Genomic DNA, 18,719 nt, shown 5'->3' with positions numbered 1-18,719 from the left:
AGGTGATAATTATGACCACAGAAATTGGTAAAAAAGCGCCGGACTTTAACCTGCCTGCGACTGGGAAGAAAAAAATCAGCCTTAAATCCTTACGCGGAAAGAAGGTAATAATATATTTCTATCCCAAAGATGACACACCGGGTTGCACAAAAGAATCGTGTGGGTTCAGGGATAACATCAGTGCGTTTAAAAAATCAGGTGCAGAAGTTATCGGTATATCAAAGGATACAATTTCCAAGCATGAGAAATTTTCCGCTAAATATGATTTAAACTTTCCACTCGCTTCTGATGAAGAAACTGCCACATGCGAGGACTATGGTGTTTGGAAAGAAAAAAATATGTATGGTCGAAAATATATGGGCATCGAGAGATCCACCTTTCTCATTGACGAAAAAGGTATCCTCCGTGCCGAATGGCGCAAAGTAAAAGTGCCCGGTCATGTGGAAGAAGTTCTAAGTGCCTGTAGTGAAATTTAAGCGTTGTCGTAGCTGGATTTCTAAAAAAATCAAGGACTATCAGACTGCGGCTGAACTTTAGCTGCTAACGAAGCAGACATGAACTGATCTAAGTCACCATCCAAAACACCCTGAGTATCAGATGTCTCGACATTTGTTCTTAGGTCTTTAATCATTTGGTATGGCTGCAATACATAAGATCTTATTTGGTGCCCCCATCCTATATCAGACTTAGAGTCCTCCGTTGCCTGAGCCTTATCTTCTCTTTCTTTAAGTTCGCGCTCATACAACCGAGCTCTGAGCATATCCCAGCACTTCGCGCGGTTTTGATGCTGTGACCTCTCGCTCTGGCACTGAACAGCGATTCCGGTTGGAATGTGCGTTATGCGGACAGCGCTGTCTGTCTTATTAACATGCTGACCACCAGCCCCAGAAGAACGGTAGGTATCAATTCGGCAGTCTTTTTCATCAATTTCAATCTCAATTGTATCGTCGATAACTGGAAAGACCCAAACAGATGCAAAGCTTGTATGTCGTCGTGCTGAAGAATCGTAAGGTGAGATTCTGACCAACCGGTGAACTCCGCTCTCAGTTTTAAGCCAACCATACGCATTTAACCCGCTAACTTTATATGTTGCCGATTTAATGCCAGCTTCTTCTCCGGGACTTTCTTCAACGAGTTCAACTTTATAACCATGAGACTCTGACCAACGAACGTACATTCTAGAGATCATCTCAGCCCAGTCTTGGGCCTCAGTGCCTCCAGCACCGGCATGAATCTCAATGTAGCTATCATTACTATCTGCTTCACCTGAAAGCAGACTTTCTAGTTCCAGTTTACGTGCTAATAACCTTAGACTCTCAAGAGAATTCTCGCCGTCTTTTATAGCTGTGTCGTCACCTTCAGCTTCCCCAAGCTCGATGAGGGTTGCGGCATCTTCTATCCCTAACTCAAGCTCTTGATACTGCTTTATTGAAGTATCCAGTAGTGTGCGCTCGCGCATTATTTTTTGAGCCGAAGCCTGGTCAGACCAAAGCTCGGGGTCTTCCGCTTTGGCATTAAGCTCCTCTAGTCGTAGTAGTGCATTGTCCCAGTCAAAGATGCCTCCTCAGCAGGATCATTGACTGCTTAATTTCGGTTACAACATTTTCAATATCTGCGCGCATTTATATTTCTTCTATTTTAGAAAAGGCCAAAAAAATGAAATTTTAAGGATTTCTCTCAATATGAGAACTACAAAGTATACATCATTCACTTGCAATAATTACTTTGGTAAATGATGTCCTCTTGGGTCCCCGCCAGCTTCCATTATGGCCTTTTTATAAGCTTTATCAGATGTGAATGGTTTCGTAGGTAGAAAAGCAGACTTCTTTGTCGGAACCACACGCCCACCTGATTTTGGTAAAATAAGAAAGTATTCCATGTTGCGCCCAACAATCTGTATCGGCTGATTTCTTTTGGAAAAGACGCGCCTCATTTTAGCAGATTCTTCATAGTAAGCTTCATACTGCTCGTCATCTTTCTCAAAAAGGTACTCGTAGGCAGAAATCATCTCGGTAACAAACTTCTTATCGGCAACGTGTACATTGGATATAACCCAGCAGCGGTCCTCAAAGCTCCAGTAGTATGCTAGCCCAATTAACTCACCATCTTTAGTGAAATAAGGAAAGAACGGAAATGATCTGCAAGCCAAGGATCTATTGTCGCGCTCGCAAAAAGCTGCCCCTTTGCATTCAACCGCACAAGCCGTATCTGGAAGCTCTTTGACGATCTTTTTAGAAACTTTGTCAAAAGGCTTAAAAGGTTTCCACAGATCAGTTCTTGATTGAAGTAACTTCCACTCTTCATTTTCTACGATTGGAATGGCATTCTCGGTTGAGCAACAGACAGGAACTCCATCATTCAATGGTGCGCATATACGACCACAATCTAACTTGGTCGCTATCGCTGCTGAAAACATATCGTAGATAACCTTAAAATCCCTCTTGGTTGCCGTCATTCTATTTCCTAATAAAGCCCGCCAGCACTTGGCTGATCTGATGTTGAATTTCCAAAATTGGGAAAGGAGTCAGAACCAACTACAGCAGTACGCTGGGCGGGCACAGTTCCTGGTTTGAAAGCTTCCAAAATTGCATTTCTTGTACCAGATGGTGCCACCAAGCCTGTCTCAGGGGTAACTCTGACCATTATGATGCCAGGTGGTATTCTAAATGGTGTTGCTGGTTCATCAGCCAGTGCATCTGCCATGAAATCGCGAAAAATTGGCGCCGCAACTGTTCCACCCGTTTCGTTAGAACCAAGTGTTTTGGGTTCATCAAACCCTACAAAAACCCCAACAGCCAAATCAGGAGAAAAGCCCAAAAACCATGAGTCAAAACTATCATTTGTCGTCCCTGTTTTACCCGCAATTGGCTTACCAACAGCAGACACGCGGCGGCCAGTCCCTCTCTCAACAGCACCTTGTAGAATCGAAACCATTTGGTATGCGCTAGCAGGGTCAGTTAGTGGCTGTCTTAAATCCGGCAATTCAGGAGGTGCTCCTGTCGCCCAGTCCAATTGGTTGCACTTCTCACAATCACGGTTGTCAATTCTGGTTATCGTTTTGCCGTTTCGATCTTGTACACGGTCAATTAGACTTGGCGTAATTTTTTTACCGCCGTTCACAAGCATTGCATACGCTGCAGTGAGATTAAGAAGAGTTGTTTCTTGCGACCCTAATGCTGCCGATAAATTAGCAGGCATTTCTTCTACTAACCCAAACCGTTTAGCATAGTCAGCGATAGTATCCATACCAATGGCCTGCGCCAAACGTACAGTCATTAAATTTTGAGACTGTTCAATTCCAGTGCGTATTGTCGATTCACCGTAATACCTGCCGCTATAATTTTTTGGCTTCCATTTAGGCAAACCCGGCCCCTGATCAATAACAAATGGCGCATCTAAAATCAGTGTTGAGGGTGTATAGCCGTTATCCAATGCGGCCAAGTAAACGAAAGGTTTAAACGAAGAACCTGGCTGACGTTTAGCCTGGGTGGCTCTGTTAAATTCAGAAAGTTCATATGAAAAACCTCCTGTTACGGCCAACACGCGCCCAGTATGTGGGTCTAGAGCAACTATAGCGCCACCGACATCTGGAATCTGCCTAAGACTATATAAGGCAACCCCTTCAGATGCCTCTTCACCTAAACTCTCAACGAGGATAACGTCGCCTTCCATAAAAACTTGACCCATACGTTCCACTTGAGGACCAAGTTTCTGGCCTTTACGCCATTCGCGTGCCCACAACACATCAGAGAGTTGGATTTGACCTGCACTCCCATCACCGAGAACCAATTCAGCAGATTGAGGGTTAACCCGCCGAACAACAGCAAGTGACCACTGTTCCAATGATCCCGGGGGAAGCGACAAACGCGATAATCGTTCAGCCCAGCCAGCACCAACTGACATCCGTTCTACTGGGCCGCGCCAACCATGTCTTCGGTCATAATCTAGCAGCCCGGCTCTTAAAACCCTGTCGGCGATTGATTGCAGGTCTGGCTCCAATGATGTCCTGACCGCTAAACCACCCTCATATAGTGATGTAGATCCGTACTGATCAATTAACTGTCGACGCACATCTTCTGCAAAATACTGCCCTCCTTCGACAGCCTCGGTATTATCCCGTTGCCGGACTATTATTGTCTCTTGCCTTGCCAAATTGGCTTCAGATCTTGAGACGTGTCCATCATCAACCATTCGCGATAATACATAGTTACGTCGTTCTTCAGCTGCTTTGGGGCGCCTAACCGGGTGATAGTTATTTGGTGCTTTAGGCAAACCCGCAAGAAAAGCAATTTCAGATAGAGACAACTCTTCCAGCGACTTATTGAAATAGTTTACTGCCGCTGCAGAGACACCATAAGAACCAGAGCCAAAATAAATTTCATTCAAGTAGAGCTCGAGAATTTGATCTTTTTCGAATGCCTGCTCAATCCTTAGCGCAAGTATTGCTTCTTTAATTTTACGGTCAAAACTGTATTCATTTGTTAAAAGAAAGTTCTTTGCAACCTGCTGCGTAATTGTCGAGGCGCCGACCATGCGCCTATCGGTAAATCTTGCTTCAAAATTAGTTAGAACCGCTCTTGCGATGCCAAAAAAATCTAAGCCCGGGTGCGAGTAGAATGTTTTATCCTCTGCCGACAAAAAAGCATTCACCAAACTCTTAGGTATTGCAGAGAAGGGCACGAATACACGACCTTCCACCGCATATTCTTCGATCAACCGTCCATCACCCGCATAAACCCGGGACATGACAGCAGGCTCGTAGTCAGCAAGTTGCCGATAGTCAGGCAAATCCCTACCAAACTCATAAAACACCCAAACCATGATCGCGCCCGCCACAAAAATGGCCAGCATAATTAGGCAGAAAAATATCGATAAGAGTCTAGACATTACCTGTTATCGTATTTGGGTTCAGTAAACGTGGTTGGTGAAATCATAGCAGACCTGATTTAATTCGCATCTCTATAGTTGTTTAGCTAATAGAAAGGAAAATCATGTCCTTTTGCAGGCGAGCTAGGTTGAATTATGTCCGACTTGCGACGTCAGCCTCTGAGAAATATGTATCTAAGCCTTGCACAATAGAGCCGACCAATTTCTGACGATAGGAGGACTGCTTCAATAACCGTTCCTCTTCCCGATTTGAAAGATACCCCATCTCAAGAAGAACTGATGGAACATCGGGAGCCTTTAATACTGCAAAACCAGCAAAACGGTGAGTGTTGCGTAGCAACGTAACCTGTCGCTTTAGTTGAGAAATGAGTGTCGCAGCCAAATGGGCCGCCAAGTTCATGCTCTCTCTCTGAGCCAAATCAATCAAAATATTTCTGACGTCAGAGGACTCATGCGTAAGGTCCATACCGATTATGAGATCAGCCTTATTTTCCTTCTCCGCTAATTTCGCAGCTTCCTTATCAGATGCGGTTTCAGATAATGTGTATACTGACAGTCCCCTGACATCAGGACGGCTTATGGAATCTGCATGAATAGAAATAAAAACGTCTGCTGAGGCTCTTCGCGCGAGCGTAATCCTTTGCCGCAATTGCAAGGAAATATCTCGGTTCCGCGTCAGCACAACTTTGTACCGCCCGGTTTTCTCTAGAGACGCCTTCAATTGCTGTGCAGCAGCTAAAGTAACATCTTTTTCTCTAACACCAGTTACACCAATAGCCCCAGGATCAACACCACCATGACCTGGATCAATAGCTATGACTGGCTTTCTCTCTGATGGCTTAACTGCAGGCTTGCGCTGAGGCAATGGAATTCCGCGCTCGTCGGTTGAGCTTTCCAAGAAGGCTATGTTTGGCGTGATAGCAACAGGCGCGCCCGTATCGGGGCGGGCAATCACAATCCGATTGGCCGGACCCAGTTTTTCAATGAAAAGTGCTTCCGGAACGGATTTCAGATCTATGACCAAACGCCAGGGAGTCGTGGCAGTGGGAGCGAGCACAAAAGCACGATCCACGTTAGCGGGCCTAACAAGATCAATAACAACACGCGAATGTCCAGGCTGGAACAGCCCGTATCGCATATCTCGCACCACCCCTTCGTTTAATGCAACTGTGTCTTTAGGTAAATTCCATATGACTTCTGGTAGGTCAATGACTGTCCGCCAAGGATCAGTTAATTGGAATATTGTGAAGTCAGCACCACTGGTTAACTCAAGCACGATCCGCGTGTGAGTACCGTGATCATGCAATCTAAAGGATGTGGCTGTGGGCCGAGCTGCAGATACGCTATTGGTTGCCGACACCCCAATTGCGCCCACAAGGAGCCCAAGAACTCGTCGTCGGCTCGACGGTTGATTAGCATTTTCAGGCCCAATAAAGAGAGACTGTCCTGCGGGGTCATGGTGAGCGCGACGCTTCATATTGATCAACATGTAGTGTTTGTTTAAGGAATTCTAAGATAATATAGCGAATCTTGCTGAATCCGTACAGTGTTTGCGAAGAAGCTACTAATGCTGGGATGAAAGCACCGTGAATTTAAGAAAAGATTGTTAAGATGGTAAAAAGTAAAGTAAGTTCGGAGTGTTAAGCGATTAGTCGGGCCCTGAACACCTAATGTATATTAGGCAACCTTTTTAAGGACGCGTTCAGGTTATGATCGGTCTCACCTTTCACATTCTGGCACTGGCTAAAACAACATAGACGCCGCCTTCTTGGCTATATAAACAAAGAAGCGGCACATATTTGATTGAAAGTGGTATCCGTGCTCTCCGCAAGAGTTCTACAAGCTGAAAAAACATTACATAGCTTACGTTGCTTTGTTCTTCAGGCACCTGCCTTGGATTCAATTAACAACACACCGGACGCACGCGACCACTTCTCCCTAATTTCAAAATCACACCGAGGCGGGCGCCTGCGCGCAGAGCTGACCGCTTTGATACAACGGAGTTATACCTTACATGGTAAAAAGAATGCTGGTGGACGCAAACCACCCGGAGGAGACCCGAGTGGTCGTTATAGATGGGACGCGGCTTGAAGCGTTTGATCTAGAAACCTCAACAAAAGAACAAAACAAGGGCAACATTTACCTCGCGAAAGTCGTAAGAGTAGAGCCTTCATTACAAGCAGCATTTGTCGATTATGGTGGCAATCGACATGGATTTCTGGCTTTTAGCGAAATTCATCCAGACTATTATCAAATTCCGGTCGCTGACCGAGAAGCCCTTCTCGCCGAAGCAAAAGCCCACGATGAAGCAATTGCTGACGATGATGATCTAGATCAAAGCCTGTCTTCAAGCACGTCAGATGACAATAAAACAGAAGCTCTGAAACAAGAACCTGTCACCGTAAAGGATGCAGTTACAGATCAAAGGCCCCTTGATGAGGACGTCCCGCAGGGCTCTGAGACAGCTTCTGCAACTGAGATGACAGCAAGTGAAGACCCAACAGAGCGGGATGCTGATGGAAATGTAAGCAAAAAGGAAGATGTTCTCACGAACACTCAGGACAACCCTTCTTCAAATGAAACAGGCAACTCTCAATCAAGCGACGAAGTCGAAAAAGTCTCTGATGTATCAAACGAAAACCCCGCAGACTCAAATGATGAAACACAAGCGGCATCAGACTCAGAAAAACCTGACCAACATGAGAGTGATGAGTCCGAAAATAAAAATGTAGAGGAAGTAGGAGGAGAAGACGAAACGGAAGAGAATTTAGATTCTCACCGGAGAAAATTCGTTGCTTCAAGACGATACAAGATTCAAGAGGTCATTAAACGCAAGCAAATCCTGCTTATACAAGTCGTCAAAGAAGAGCGTGGCAATAAAGGAGCCGCATTAACAACTTATCTATCACTCGCTGGGCGTTATTGCGTTCTTATGCCTAACAGTGCACGCGGCGGCGGGGTCTCGCGCAAAATAACAAATGTAAAAGATCGTAGAAGACTCAAATCAATTGTTTCAGATTTGAAAATCCCAGAACACATGGCTGTCATCCTTAGAACTGCCGGCGCCGAAAGAAGCAAAGCTGAAGTCAAAAGAGATTATGAGTACCTTCAGCGTACCTGGAATCATATTCGTGAAGTTACAATGGAATCCCGTGCGCCTGCATTAATTCACGAAGAAGCGAATTTGATCAAACGGTCAATCCGAGATGTCTATTCAAAAGATATCGAGGAAATTCTTGTGGAAGGAGAGGAAGGATATAAAGCGGCCAAGGATTTCATGAAAACTTTGACCCCTAGCCATGCAAAGAAAGTGCAGCGCTACAAAGACGACACCATTCCATTATTTCATCGTTATCAAGTTGAAAGTCAACTTGACGCAATGCATAGCCCGACCGCTCAACTCAAATCAGGCGGGTCAATCGTATTTGGCCAAACTGAGGCATTAGTTGCCATTGATGTAAACTCTGGTCGGTCAACAAAAGAACGTCATATTGAAGAAACTGCGCTGAAGACAAACTTGGAGGCAGCGGACGAGATAGCCAGGCAACTCAGGCTAAGGGATTTGGCCGGGCTTGTTGTGATTGACTTCATCGATATGGATGAAAACAAAAACAATCACGCTGTTGAGCGCAGGCTAAAGGAAGCACTCAAGAGTGACCGCGCTAGAATACAGGTCGGTCGCATAAGCCATTTTGGACTGCTCGAGTTATCTCGCCAGCGTCTGCGTCCAAGCCTGATTGAAGCTAATTTCGAGGTTTGCAAATCTTGCGCTGGCACCGGAATGATTCGGTCAATTGAATCCACTTCTATACAGACCCTGCGGGCGATTGAAGAAGAAGGTCTCAGGCATCGAACGTCAGAGTTAACTGTATCTGTTCATCCAAACGTCGCATTATACATACTGAACTATAAGCGTTTAGGACTTGAAGAAATTCAAAAACGCTATGAAATGAACGTTTACATCCTTGGTGACGACAGCCTTATTCCGCCCGATGTTAGAATGGAACGCGTCAAAGGCGATACCCAAAAACAGTCCGAACCTGCAAAGCAATTAGTTACAGAAACCCAGGCTGACGTTCTTGTGTCCAACGACACCAAAGAAGTCGATGATTCATCAAGTGAAGGTCCAAAGAAAAAACGCAGAAGAAGAAGAAAAAAACGCACGGAAGAGGTTGAAACAGTCAGCGTCAATCAGGACAGCGCTAGCCCAGAATCTTCTGATAATCTCACGAGTGATGATAAAAACCCATCTCAAGGTGATTCAAGTATTTCGGATATAAAGCGTGAAGATGACGAAGGTCAGACTAAGAGTCGTCGACGCGGACGACGAGGCGGACGGAGAAGACGTAGAAAGACGGAAGACTCCATCACGGACAGTGCAGAATCAAGTTCTTCGCAACAGCCACACCCTAACGAAGAGCAAAAAACTTTTTCAGATTCAAGTAATGAGGTTTCCTCAGCTGAGCCGATTCCTGTTCAGCCTTCTCCAACTGTTACACCAAAACCAAGTTCCCGCTTCCTTGATGTCTTTAAAAAGGGTGCTGAAGCATTTAGATCAACCGTGTCGGACTCAAATAACAGTGCTTCTGATTCCGAAATAAAGACAGAAGTAAAATCAACTCACTCTGTTGAGAAAAAATCGCCGGACATAACAAATACAACTCCGAAAGAGAGCATCACGCCACCTGCTCAAGAGAAACTTGCGCCCATCCCCGTAGAAGTTCCAAGCGGCCCTCCCAAAAAAGGGTGGTGGAATAACGGTTCAAATTAAGTTTTTACTGTTAGTAGATTAAAGAGCGTGACCAGAGCTTGATTCGATTCGCGGCCTCAATGACTTTTTCTGTTGAAACAGAAAAAGATATTCTGACGTTTTTGTCGCCATTCAAGGGGTCAAAATCATACCCCGGTGTTATAGCAACGCCTGTATCTTCAAGAAGTTTACGACAGTAGACATCGCTCTTGATCTGCGAGTCAGAAATATCGAGATACAAGTAAAATGCACCATCTGACGGCGCGATTTTTTTTAGTCCTGATTGGCGTAACTGATCAATTAATATATCTCTGTTTCGGCGGTAGCGAGCAACGTTCTGCTCAAGCTCTTCAAGACCTTCAAATGCATGAACAGCGGCCCACTGAGAGATCGTTGGAGGAGAGATGTAATGATTTTGTGCCAAGCATTCGACTGATCTCATTAGGTCTGGAGGAACAATTATCCACCCTATGCGCCAACCAGTCATGCAAAAGTATTTGGAAAAACTATTAACGACAATTTCATAGCCTTCCGGCCTTGCCGCCGTTGCCGTTTCAGTATCAAAAGAAATCCCATGATAAATCTCATCCGATATGAGTCTTATGCCCTCACGGTGACAGTACTCAACCAACTCTGTGAATTCAGATTTTGGGATGATTGTTCCTGTAGGATTGGAAGGACTGGCTATAATCAGTCCGTCAATTGGACGATCCAATTCTTTTATTAAGTCTACGCTTGGTTGAAAACGGGTGCCTTCACCAACATCAAGTAAAACTGGCTCTAATCCCAGCGAGGTCAGAATGTGGCGATACGCCGGATAGCCTGGAGATGCCAAAGCTACCCGGTCTCCGGGATCAAATGCCGCTAGAAACGCGAGTTGAAATCCAGCAGACGAGCCAGTAGTTACGAATACTGAGTCTTCACTTAAGACAACTCCATATGTTTTTCGATAATGCTCAACAATGCAGGTTCGCAATTCTAGAATGCCGCTAGCAACTGTATAACCTAGCGACAACTGATCGATTAAACTTTTGACGGGACCAGCGGCAATTTTTGGAAGACCAGTTTCAGGCTGACCAACTTCGAGATGTATAACATCTCTGCCAGCCGCCTCTTGTTTCGAAGCAGCCTTCATAACATCCATAACTAAAAATGGTGGCACACGTCCGCGTTGAGAGACCTTAAAAGCCATAATTAAGGCTCCCCATAACTGATAATTCCGTATCCATACCCTAAAGGGTCTTTGTATACCTCGCAGTTTGCGAACGAAGGCACTAATCCATTCTTACAGTGCAGCATATTTACACCCGGATAACCCGCTAGCGCCTGCATTGCCGTTTGCCTTGAATTAGGCTGAGAAGAATTTTTCGAGGTAAGGCTCTGCTTCAACGCAATATTGAGTACCTCGAAATCTTCTGACTGTTTCGACACACCAACAAAAGAAAGCCGATTGTTGTACTCATCGATGGCTATAGCCATTGGCGGTAAAATGGTTTCTCCCTCGACTAATTTTTCATCAACCGGGATGGCTAAAAAACCTACTTTGTTCAACATCAAACCTAAACCGAAAGGTGTTGTCATCGTTAGCTGACAAACAACAGCGTTACCAGCAGCATCCGCGACCGCAAACCCAGTCGTGGCATCACTTTTTAATTTCTCAAAATTCTTATCTGTAAGCGACTCAACTACCTGAGATGTAAAAACATTGTAATGCACAACTCCATGCCCCGCCTCACCACTCAAAGGCAACCAATTTGGCTTGAAACCTTTCAAATCCGAGATCCCCAGCGATGCACCCGCAGACTTTGAAGCTTGAGCGATATCATGAGCAAGATCTCCATTATAAAAATCTGGAGCGGCTCTCTCACGAATACGACTAAGTGTTGAAGCGAGATTCACTTGCAGAACGCTTGCCCCCTCCCCGGCGAGCGTTCGGGTAGATGACATGAAAGCGTCTAGGGCAGATGGGTCGTTAGATAACACACGCGAATGCGCTTCGATATCTATTGCGAGTGCTCTTCCAACTTTCCTGTTGAAAAGCGAGTAAGTCTCGGCAGGCGAGACAACCTGTGCCCATGAAAGAATTCCATACTTGGCATGCAAAGCGAACAATCCCGCTGCAAGCGCAGGAATAGACATCTGCCATCTAGCAAGTTCTTGGAAATTAACTGCAGGTTTTGGTCTAAAATCAAGATACTCTGCAAGGCGGGTCTTATAATCATAAACGATACACGCGCCAGCACCACCAAGGCCAGCTCTGGAGGGAAGCGTGACAGCTAGACCAAAACCCAGTGCAACGGCAGCGTCTGCCGCTGCACCACCGCCGTCTAGAATCTTTTGGGCCATAACAGCAGCCTGCGGATCATCAGCCACGACGATTCCACCAAGTGTCGGGGACCCTGAAATGGCAGAAAGAGAGCCTAATTCGGCACTTTCACAGCCGGATAAAAAACCTAGGAAAATGAAGCTGCAAAACCAACCTCTTCTATATCGACCATCGTTACGCCACAATGTCACTTTGGAATCCCTGTATTGTTGGATAGCATTCTCTTATCTTAATAGGCGGTAACGGCTATCCTTCAGAACCTTGCCTATCAACGCTAATCTGGTGAATCTGTGACCCAAGCCACTACTACACATAAGCTTATAATCTTTCTGCTGGCCATGAGTTTCCCGTGGCAGAGTCAATTGGCTCTCGCACAAGGCTTTAGCCTGATCCGGGATACAGAGATTGAGGACACGATCCAAGCCTATTCCACTCCCATTTTTGAGGAAGCCGGTATTCCACCAGAATCTGTGACGATAAGAATAATTGCAGATAACTCGCTTAATGCCTTTGTAACTAATGGCAATCGCATGTTTTTAAACACTGGAACTCTGATGGCGGCCAATAGCTCATCAGAAGTTATTGGGGTTATTGCACACGAAACTGGGCATATCGTCGGCGGACATGCTGTCATGTTTAGCGATCAAATTGACGCCGCATTAACCACGACCTTATTAACAACTTTGCTCGGCGTAGCGGCAGGCGTGGCGACAGGAAACTCGGATTTGGGTATGGCTGTCGCATTGGGTGGCCAAGGGACTGCCCAACGCCAATTTCTTGCTTATAGCCGTGGTCAAGAATCTTCAGCAGATCAATTCGCACTCAAAGCATTAGAAGGGACACAGCAGTCAGCGGAAGGTTTGTATAATTTCTTTGAACGTATTTCCGGCCAAGAACTTCTCATTACAGATCGCCAAGACCCTTACATTCGCACCCACCCACTAACGCGCAATCGTATGAGTTCTATCCGGGCTCACATTGAGCAATCAGAGTATTCATCAGTTCCACCAAACAAGGATTTAGAAGAACGTCATCGTAGAGTCGTTGCAAAACTCTATTCGTTCTTAAAACCGCAAAATCTAACGCTACAGAAATATCCAGAGTCCGATATGAGTCTTTCTGCACGCTACGCACGCTCTGTCGCTCATTACCGGCGCGGAAGACTAGATCTTTCGGTGCCTCTCATTGACGGCCTTATCGAAGAACGCCCCGACGATCCGTACTTCTGGGAACTTAAAGGTCAAATGCTTCTTGAAAATGGCCGTATTCCTGAAGCCATAGAAGCCTATCGGGAGGCGACCAGAATACTTCCATTTGCGCCCCTGATTTTAGTCGCACAGGCCCACGCGATGGTTGAATCTGGTGATCCTGCATTAACTGAAGAGACCCAGAACGCCCTGAGAGTTGCCCTGCAAGAAGATCCAACTGATATTTTTGCTTGGAATTTGTCGGCAAAGTCATACGCGATTAACGATCAACCTGGCTTATCGTCATACGCAGCAGCAGAAAGAGCCTTACTTCTAGGTCAATTTGGAGACGTCATCCGCCACACTAGAAAGGCTGAGGAATTCTTGCCAACTGGGACGCCTGTTTGGGTTCGCTTGCAAGACATTAAGTCAGTTGCCAGCAACTATATGGAAGATCAACGCAACAGACGTCGTTAATCTTTCTGATTTGTGAACGGAACTTGTCACAATCAAGCTGGACTTAAGGCTGTGAAGCCTCCATACCCTCTAATCAGGTATAGATTTAAGGTGATTTCGATGGAGTTTCTATCAAAAAAAGTTGGCTTTAGCAGGGCTATTAGGATTGCCCTGGCATATTTGGCCGCAGCCGCTTGTGCCTTATGGGCCGTAACGGCCGCCGCGCAAGTCAATAACTTCAGCCAGCCTCAGGAAGATCGCATTAAAGAATTAGTGCGTGAATACATCCTTGAGAATCCAGAAATAATTGCTGAAGCCATAACACTTTTGCAAGCAAACCAAGAATCAGCAAAGCTGGAACGGCAACAGCAAAATCTGGCGCAACTCCAAGCCGAACTCATTGATCCTCCAGAAAATACGGTCATTGGTAATCCTGACGGCCAAGTAACCGTAGTTGAGTTTTTTGACTACAACTGCGGATACTGTAAGTCCATGTTTCAGACCGTACTTGACAGCATGCAAGATAATGAAGAGATCCGCCTTGTTTTGATCGAGTTTCCAATTCTCGGTCCAAATTCTGTAATAGCCTCTAAAGCGGCTCTTGCTTCACGCGAACAGGATCTTTACGGACCGTTTCACCAAGCAATGATGAGCCACCGCGGTAGTTTGACTGAAAGCACAATTATGACCCTAGCAAGAGGCGTGGGATTGAATGTAGATCAACTTCAGAAAGACATGAAAGATCCAAGCCTAGATGAGATTATCGAAAAAAACCGGGCTATTGCGCAGCAACTTGAAATAAGCGGCACACCAGCGTTTATTGTGGGGTCAGCCTTAATACCTGGCGCTGTTTCTGCGGAACAGTTCAATCAGTTGGTTGAACAAGCACAGTCTCCTGGTTGATTTATCGGATAGATATTATGACTGGACCTGAAACTTTTACTGAACGCGAACGCGACAAGTTTCGCAAACTCTTGGAAGTCGCCAATTCAACGTCCTATGAGGGCGAAAAAGAAGCAGCGCTGGCAGCTGCAACTCGGTTGGCAAAATCGCGTGGCATGAGCTTGCATGAAGCTGCGGGCATGAGTGATCGTGGACGAAACCGTCACGATGAAAAGCCAATAAGCAAACGAAGAAAGAAGAAACAAGATTCTGCCGAATTTGGAGAGACATTTACAGCGCCGCGAGAAACCTATCGCTCCGAGAGTGAGAAACTCGCTGCCGAAAAGAAAAAATACGACCAAGCTTTAGCAGACGCCATCAAAAGAGGTCTGCAGCTTGATGAAGAACAACAAACCACAAAGAAACCTGCCGCATCTCGGCGGACCAACTCAGGCTCATGGCGCTCCCGTCCTGACTTCATACGAGTGCTGCTTAGAGAAACACGAATGACTCCGAATGAGATTGCATCAACAGCTGGTGTCTCAGTCCATGAAGTCTATAAAGAGAAGCTATTAATGAGGCGGGCCAGCTAGAAACCTTCTAGCGTTTAAGGTCCCGAGCTTGCTGTGACATTTCATCCGCAGTTCTAAGTACAGTAGCAGAGCTAGAATAGGCTCTCTGGGTAACAATCATCTTAGTAAACTGGTCAGCAAGATCGACGTTCGATTGTTCAAGCGCGCCTACTACTACTTGGGCCAAACCACTTACAGAACCCAAAGCTTGTAGTTCCAACTGCCCAGCCCTTGGATCCGCCTTAAAGAAATTACCATTTATTGCTTCAAGATTATTTGGAGACGGAAAAGTCGCCATTGGTAGCTTAAAGAGAGGCACCAAACCGGTGTTAGTAAAACTTCCGTACAACACACCATTTTTATCGAAAAACGTGGATCGCAGTAATCCCTCCTGCAGCCCATCCTGTTCAAGGTTGATAACTTCCAAATTACCCGTCGATTGAAACTGCGTGGTTTTTGACAAATCAATGGTTATGACTTGCGGGCCGGTCGCATCATTGATGGTTACAGTGAATAGCCCGTCTGCTGGCGCAGCAAGCGTGCCGAAACCCGTAAAGCTTGCCGTGGCTGGCTCCACAGTTACGGCAACCGACTGATTACCATTTGTGATGCTAGATACATCCAGAGTATAGTCATTTGTTGTGGAAGCATTAAACCCTAACGTTAATGTTCTGCTATCTCCTGCCGCATCAACAAAAGGCAATCCCACTGACTGCCTGCCCGTGTCTTCTGCCGATACGTTGGCTTGTAGACTAATCTGAGTTGTCGGGCGGGCGGCGAAGACTTGATTTGAATTGATCGTAACCGGCTGCAAAGCATTAACATCATTCACTTCATCAAATGTACCGTCTTGATTTGCTGGCCAGCCAAACACCGTATTACCAGCGATGGTGTTCAGAACTGACCCCTGGTCATTTTGGCCATCGCCATCACTATCAGTATCAAACTGAACAGAGCGACCAATGAAGCCACCATCTCTCGTAAACTGCCAATCACCCGTTCCGTCTGGCTCAACATTGGTGACAAATAAACCTTTGCCGTCAATTGCCAAATCCAATTGGCGTTGAGTCGTGAGAATCAGACCCTGCTTATCAACTTGACGCGTATCAACTGTGTTTACCGCAAAGAAACTGCGGTGCTCAGCACCGGATACGTGATTCACCAATGTCTTAAAATTCGTGGTCTGCTCTTTGTATCCGTTTGTCTGAACATTGGCGATGTTCGTCGCGATATTCGACAAATGCTGCGCCTGCGCAGTTAACGCCAACGTCGCTGTACTAAACGTACCATGGATACTCATCGCTCTTGCTCCTCAAAGCGCCAGCCCACGAAGGAACCAGACACAAATCTTCCCCTCTATAGAAGCAATATTGATGCCATTTTATTTATATAATAATATCAATAGGTTAAACGGGATCACTCTACGATAACATCAGCAATCAACGCACATTCAGTGCACCAGATAGGCAACAATTGCCCGGTTATCAAAGGTCATTCAGGATGTACTGCGACTCAAGTTGTGGGCATCAATCAGTTGAGGACAGCAGTGCATGGAATATCGGAATCTTGGTAAATCTGGGCTCAAAGTTTCTGCCCTCGGGCTCGGCTGCAACAACTTTGGCATGCTGATAGATCAACAAAAAGCGACGGCCGTCGTGAAGGCCGCATTGAATAGCGGCATAACATTATTCGATACCGCTAACATTTACGGTGGTGGAGGCAAATCAGAAGTGTTCCTCGGTAAAGCGCTCGGAAAAGACCGCCCAAATGCCATCATTGCCACTAAATTTGGGAACCCGATGGGCGATACACCGTTGGAGACAGGAGCATCACGCCGACACATTATGCAGGCCGCAGAGGCAAGTCTCAAACGCCTAAACACTGACTATATAGATTTATACCAGCTACACACACCCGATCTCAGCACACCAATAGAAGAAACCATGAGAGCGCTTACAGACTTGGTTCACCAGGGTAAGGTTCGGTATGTCGGATGCTCAAACTTCTCTGGTTGGCAATTAGTAGAAGCCAACCTTATTGCCAAATCTGAAGGGTTAGAAGAATTTATATCAGCACAAAACCGTTACAGCTTACTCAGCAGAGATATAGAATACGACCTTATGCCAGCAGCTAAAAAATATGGTGCTGGTATTCTACCTTTTTTTCCGCTCGAAAGCGGTTTGCTAACTGGAAAGTACAAGCGCGATAAAGCACCGCAAAAAGGAACTAGGTGGCATGCCTGGAAAGACAGAGGTGCCATGGCAGAAGCCTTCTGGTCAGAGTCTCGCTTTGACAAAGTTCAAAAGTTACAAGAAATTTGTGACAACTATGGTAACAGCCTGCTTGAATTAGCGTTTGGCTGGTTGTTAGAAAATGCCAATGTATCAAGTGTTATTGCTGGCGCAACAAAGTCATCGCAAATTAAAGGCAACGTCAGCGCTGCCAAGTTTAGGCCATCAGCGGAACAACTGAGCCATGTTAATGCAATAACATTGTCGAACGCAGGAGCTGGTTTCCCCTAACGAACCAGAAATACGATTACTACTAAATCAATCCTGCCAAAGGTGATGAAGGGTCAGCATAGAGTTTTTTAGGCATGCGGCCAGCAAGATAAGCAAGCCTGCCCGCCTCTACGGCCAACTTCATTGATTTAGCCATGGTAATAGGATCTTTCGCTTGCGCGATTGCTGTGTTCATCAAAACACCATCACATCCTAACTCCATCGCGATTGCCGCGTCGGACGCTGTACCAACACCTGCATCAACTAAGACGGGGACCGATGACTGCTCAATGATAAGGCGTATTTGCACAGGGTTTTGAACTCCCAGTCCGGAGCCTATTGGCGCAGCTAAGGGCATGATAGCGCAACATCCAATGTCTTCTAGCTTCCTTGCCATTATTGGGTCATCATTCGTGTAAACCATAACCTTAAAATCTTCATCGACGAGTTGCTTGGCCGCTTCCAATGTCTCAATGACATTCGGATAAAGTGTTTTGTCGTCGCCTAAAACTTCAAGCTTAACCAAATCCCAACCTCCAGCCTCTCTGGCCAGCCGCAATGTTCTTACTGCGTCTAATGCGGTGTAACAACCTGCTGTATTAGGCAAGAAAGTGTATTTTGCTGGGTCCACAAAATCGATGAGCATTGGTTGAGACGGATCTGAAATGTTTACGCGACGAACTGCAACGGTCACGATCTCTGCGCCTGAAGCAGCAATAGCCTCTGCGGTCTGCTCGAAATCTTTATACTTTCCTGTTCCAACTAATAATCTAGATCGAAAATGCCTTCCCGCAACCTCAAGGATATCTGAGTGCGTTGGACCGTCACCGCCTCCAATAAAGTGAACAACCTCGAGCCGGTCCCCATTTTGAACGACCGTGCTCTCAAACTGCGACTTTGGGACGATCTCCAGGTTTCTCTCAACCGCAACTTTTTTGGGATCTATTCCTAAATCTGTCAACAACACCCTGATAGTTGTGGCATCAGCAAGGTCCTTATGTTCGCCATTAAGCGTAATCTGCATTTTCATCCTTGTAGCGCCCAGTATACTTGTTTCGATTGGGTCAATAATGGGTCCCAGTAGCTGCTATTTCAACATGCCAGATCAAATATAAATTGGTCTTGTATCGTTTCACCCTAAACAACAACATGGTATAG

14 protein-coding genes are annotated in these 18,719 nt (G+C 45.9%); 6 read left to right on the top strand and 8 right to left on the bottom strand.

Features of this window, described 5'->3' with window-relative positions; all coding sequences use genetic code 11:
- Positions 1-11 precede the first annotated feature (11 nt).
- A complete protein-coding gene (bcp, locus tag RIC29_01385) occupies positions 12-476 on the top strand; it encodes a thioredoxin-dependent thiol peroxidase (GenBank protein ID MEQ8733549.1) in 465 nt (154 codons plus the stop codon).
- Positions 477-505: 29 nt separating this feature from the next.
- On the opposite strand, the gene prfB is transcribed toward bcp, so the two are convergent.
- The 4 genes from prfB to RIC29_01365 all read right to left on the bottom strand — a co-directional run bounded on the left by prfB (position 506) and on the right by RIC29_01365 (position 6,364).
- Positions 506-1,622, bottom strand: a protein-coding gene (gene prfB / locus RIC29_01380) for a peptide chain release factor 2 (GenBank protein ID MEQ8733548.1) whose coding sequence is annotated in 2 segments (ribosomal slippage) — positions 506-1,552 and positions 1,554-1,622 — 1,116 coding nt in all. Because the reading frame shifts where the segments join, the coding sequence is not laid out codon by codon here.
- 98 nt (positions 1,623-1,720) lie between these two features.
- Positions 1,721-2,455, bottom strand: coding sequence for a hypothetical protein (locus tag RIC29_01375; GenBank protein ID MEQ8733547.1), 735 nt, complete (start codon positions 2,453-2,455; stop codon positions 1,721-1,723).
- 8 nt (positions 2,456-2,463) lie between these two features.
- Positions 2,464-4,851, bottom strand: coding sequence for a penicillin-binding protein 1A (locus RIC29_01370; GenBank protein ID MEQ8733546.1), 2,388 nt, complete (start codon positions 4,849-4,851; stop codon positions 2,464-2,466).
- Between the two features lie 169 nt (positions 4,852-5,020).
- A complete protein-coding gene (locus tag RIC29_01365; GenBank protein ID MEQ8733545.1) occupies positions 5,021-6,364 on the bottom strand; it encodes an N-acetylmuramoyl-L-alanine amidase in 1,344 nt (447 codons plus the stop codon).
- A gap of 537 nt (positions 6,365-6,901) precedes the next feature.
- Between RIC29_01365 and RIC29_01360 the strand changes: the two genes are divergently transcribed.
- The gene (locus tag RIC29_01360) at positions 6,902-9,658 is read left to right on the top strand and encodes an Rne/Rng family ribonuclease (GenBank protein MEQ8733544.1); all 2,757 of its coding nucleotides are present in this window, start codon (positions 6,902-6,904) and stop codon (positions 9,656-9,658) included.
- 10 nt (positions 9,659-9,668) lie between these two features.
- Here RIC29_01360 and RIC29_01355 read toward each other — a convergent pair whose 3' ends face one another.
- Both RIC29_01355 and RIC29_01350 read right to left on the bottom strand, forming a co-directional pair.
- Positions 9,669-10,829 (bottom strand): aminotransferase class I/II-fold pyridoxal phosphate-dependent enzyme, encoded by a 1,161-nt coding sequence (locus RIC29_01355; protein ID MEQ8733543.1) that lies wholly within the window; start codon positions 10,827-10,829, stop codon positions 9,669-9,671.
- A 2-nt stretch (positions 10,830-10,831) separates the two neighbouring features.
- Positions 10,832-12,010 carry a gamma-glutamyltransferase gene (locus tag RIC29_01350; protein ID MEQ8733542.1) on the bottom strand — a complete coding sequence of 393 codons (1,179 nt, stop codon included), beginning with the start codon at positions 12,008-12,010 and terminating at the stop codon, positions 10,832-10,834.
- Between the two features lie 315 nt (positions 12,011-12,325).
- Here RIC29_01350 and RIC29_01345 point away from each other — a divergent pair, with 315 nt between their 5' ends.
- The 3 genes from RIC29_01345 (at position 12,326) to RIC29_01335 (ending at position 15,081) form a co-directional block, all read left to right on the top strand.
- Positions 12,326-13,627, top strand: a complete 1,302-nt coding sequence (locus RIC29_01345; GenBank protein MEQ8733541.1) for a M48 family metalloprotease — start codon at positions 12,326-12,328, stop codon at positions 13,625-13,627.
- Between the two features lie 99 nt (positions 13,628-13,726).
- Positions 13,727-14,509 (top strand): DsbA family protein, encoded by a 783-nt coding sequence (locus tag RIC29_01340; protein MEQ8733540.1) that lies wholly within the window; start codon positions 13,727-13,729, stop codon positions 14,507-14,509.
- A gap of 17 nt (positions 14,510-14,526) precedes the next feature.
- Positions 14,527-15,081: a DUF2786 domain-containing protein gene (locus tag RIC29_01335; GenBank protein MEQ8733539.1), complete on the top strand. Its 555-nt coding sequence runs from the start codon at positions 14,527-14,529 to the stop codon at positions 15,079-15,081.
- Positions 15,082-15,088: 7 nt separating this feature from the next.
- On the opposite strand, the gene RIC29_01330 is transcribed toward RIC29_01335, so the two are convergent.
- Positions 15,089-16,360, bottom strand: coding sequence for a flagellar hook-basal body complex protein (locus RIC29_01330; protein MEQ8733538.1), 1,272 nt, complete (start codon positions 16,358-16,360; stop codon positions 15,089-15,091).
- Positions 16,361-16,610: 250 nt separating this feature from the next.
- On the opposite strand from RIC29_01330, the gene RIC29_01325 reads away from it, so the two are divergent.
- Positions 16,611-17,582 (top strand): aldo/keto reductase, encoded by a 972-nt coding sequence (locus tag RIC29_01325; protein MEQ8733537.1) that lies wholly within the window; start codon positions 16,611-16,613, stop codon positions 17,580-17,582.
- Between the two features lie 22 nt (positions 17,583-17,604).
- Here RIC29_01325 and thiS read toward each other — a convergent pair whose 3' ends face one another.
- Positions 17,605-18,585 (bottom strand): sulfur carrier protein ThiS, encoded by a 981-nt coding sequence (gene thiS, locus RIC29_01320; GenBank protein MEQ8733536.1) that lies wholly within the window; start codon positions 18,583-18,585, stop codon positions 17,605-17,607.
- Positions 18,586-18,719: the final 134 nt, after the last annotated feature.

Source organism: Rhodospirillaceae bacterium, from assembly GCA_040219235.1.
GTDB lineage: Bacteria > Pseudomonadota > Alphaproteobacteria > Rhodospirillales > Rhodospirillaceae > WLXB01.
This window is presented reverse-complemented; position numbering and strand designations above follow the sequence as displayed.

Bases quoted from the DNA above. Each gene is read 5' to 3' on its own strand.
- RIC29_01375 (MEQ8733547.1), bottom strand. From the start codon at position 2,455: ATGACGGCAACCAAGAGGGATTTTAAGGTTATCTACGATATGTTTTCA.
- thiS (MEQ8733536.1), bottom strand. From the start codon at position 18,585: ATGCAGATTACGCTTAATGGCGAACATAAGGACCTTGCTGATGCCACA.
- RIC29_01360 (MEQ8733544.1), top strand. From the start codon at position 6,902: ATGGTAAAAAGAATGCTGGTGGACGCAAACCACCCGGAGGAGACCCGA.
- RIC29_01335 (MEQ8733539.1), top strand. From the start codon at position 14,527: ATGACTGGACCTGAAACTTTTACTGAACGCGAACGCGACAAGTTTCGC.
- RIC29_01370 (MEQ8733546.1), bottom strand. From the start codon at position 4,851: ATGCTGGCCATTTTTGTGGCGGGCGCGATCATGGTTTGGGTGTTTTAT.
- RIC29_01340 (MEQ8733540.1), top strand. From the start codon at position 13,727: ATGGAGTTTCTATCAAAAAAAGTTGGCTTTAGCAGGGCTATTAGGATT.
- RIC29_01355 (MEQ8733543.1), bottom strand. From the start codon at position 10,829: ATGGCTTTTAAGGTCTCTCAACGCGGACGTGTGCCACCATTTTTAGTT.
- RIC29_01325 (MEQ8733537.1), top strand. From the start codon at position 16,611: ATGGAATATCGGAATCTTGGTAAATCTGGGCTCAAAGTTTCTGCCCTC.
- RIC29_01365 (MEQ8733545.1), bottom strand. From the start codon at position 6,364: ATGAAGCGTCGCGCTCACCATGACCCCGCAGGACAGTCTCTCTTTATT.
- RIC29_01330 (MEQ8733538.1), bottom strand. From the start codon at position 16,360: ATGAGTATCCATGGTACGTTTAGTACAGCGACGTTGGCGTTAACTGCG.
- bcp (MEQ8733549.1), top strand. From the start codon at position 12: ATGACCACAGAAATTGGTAAAAAAGCGCCGGACTTTAACCTGCCTGCG.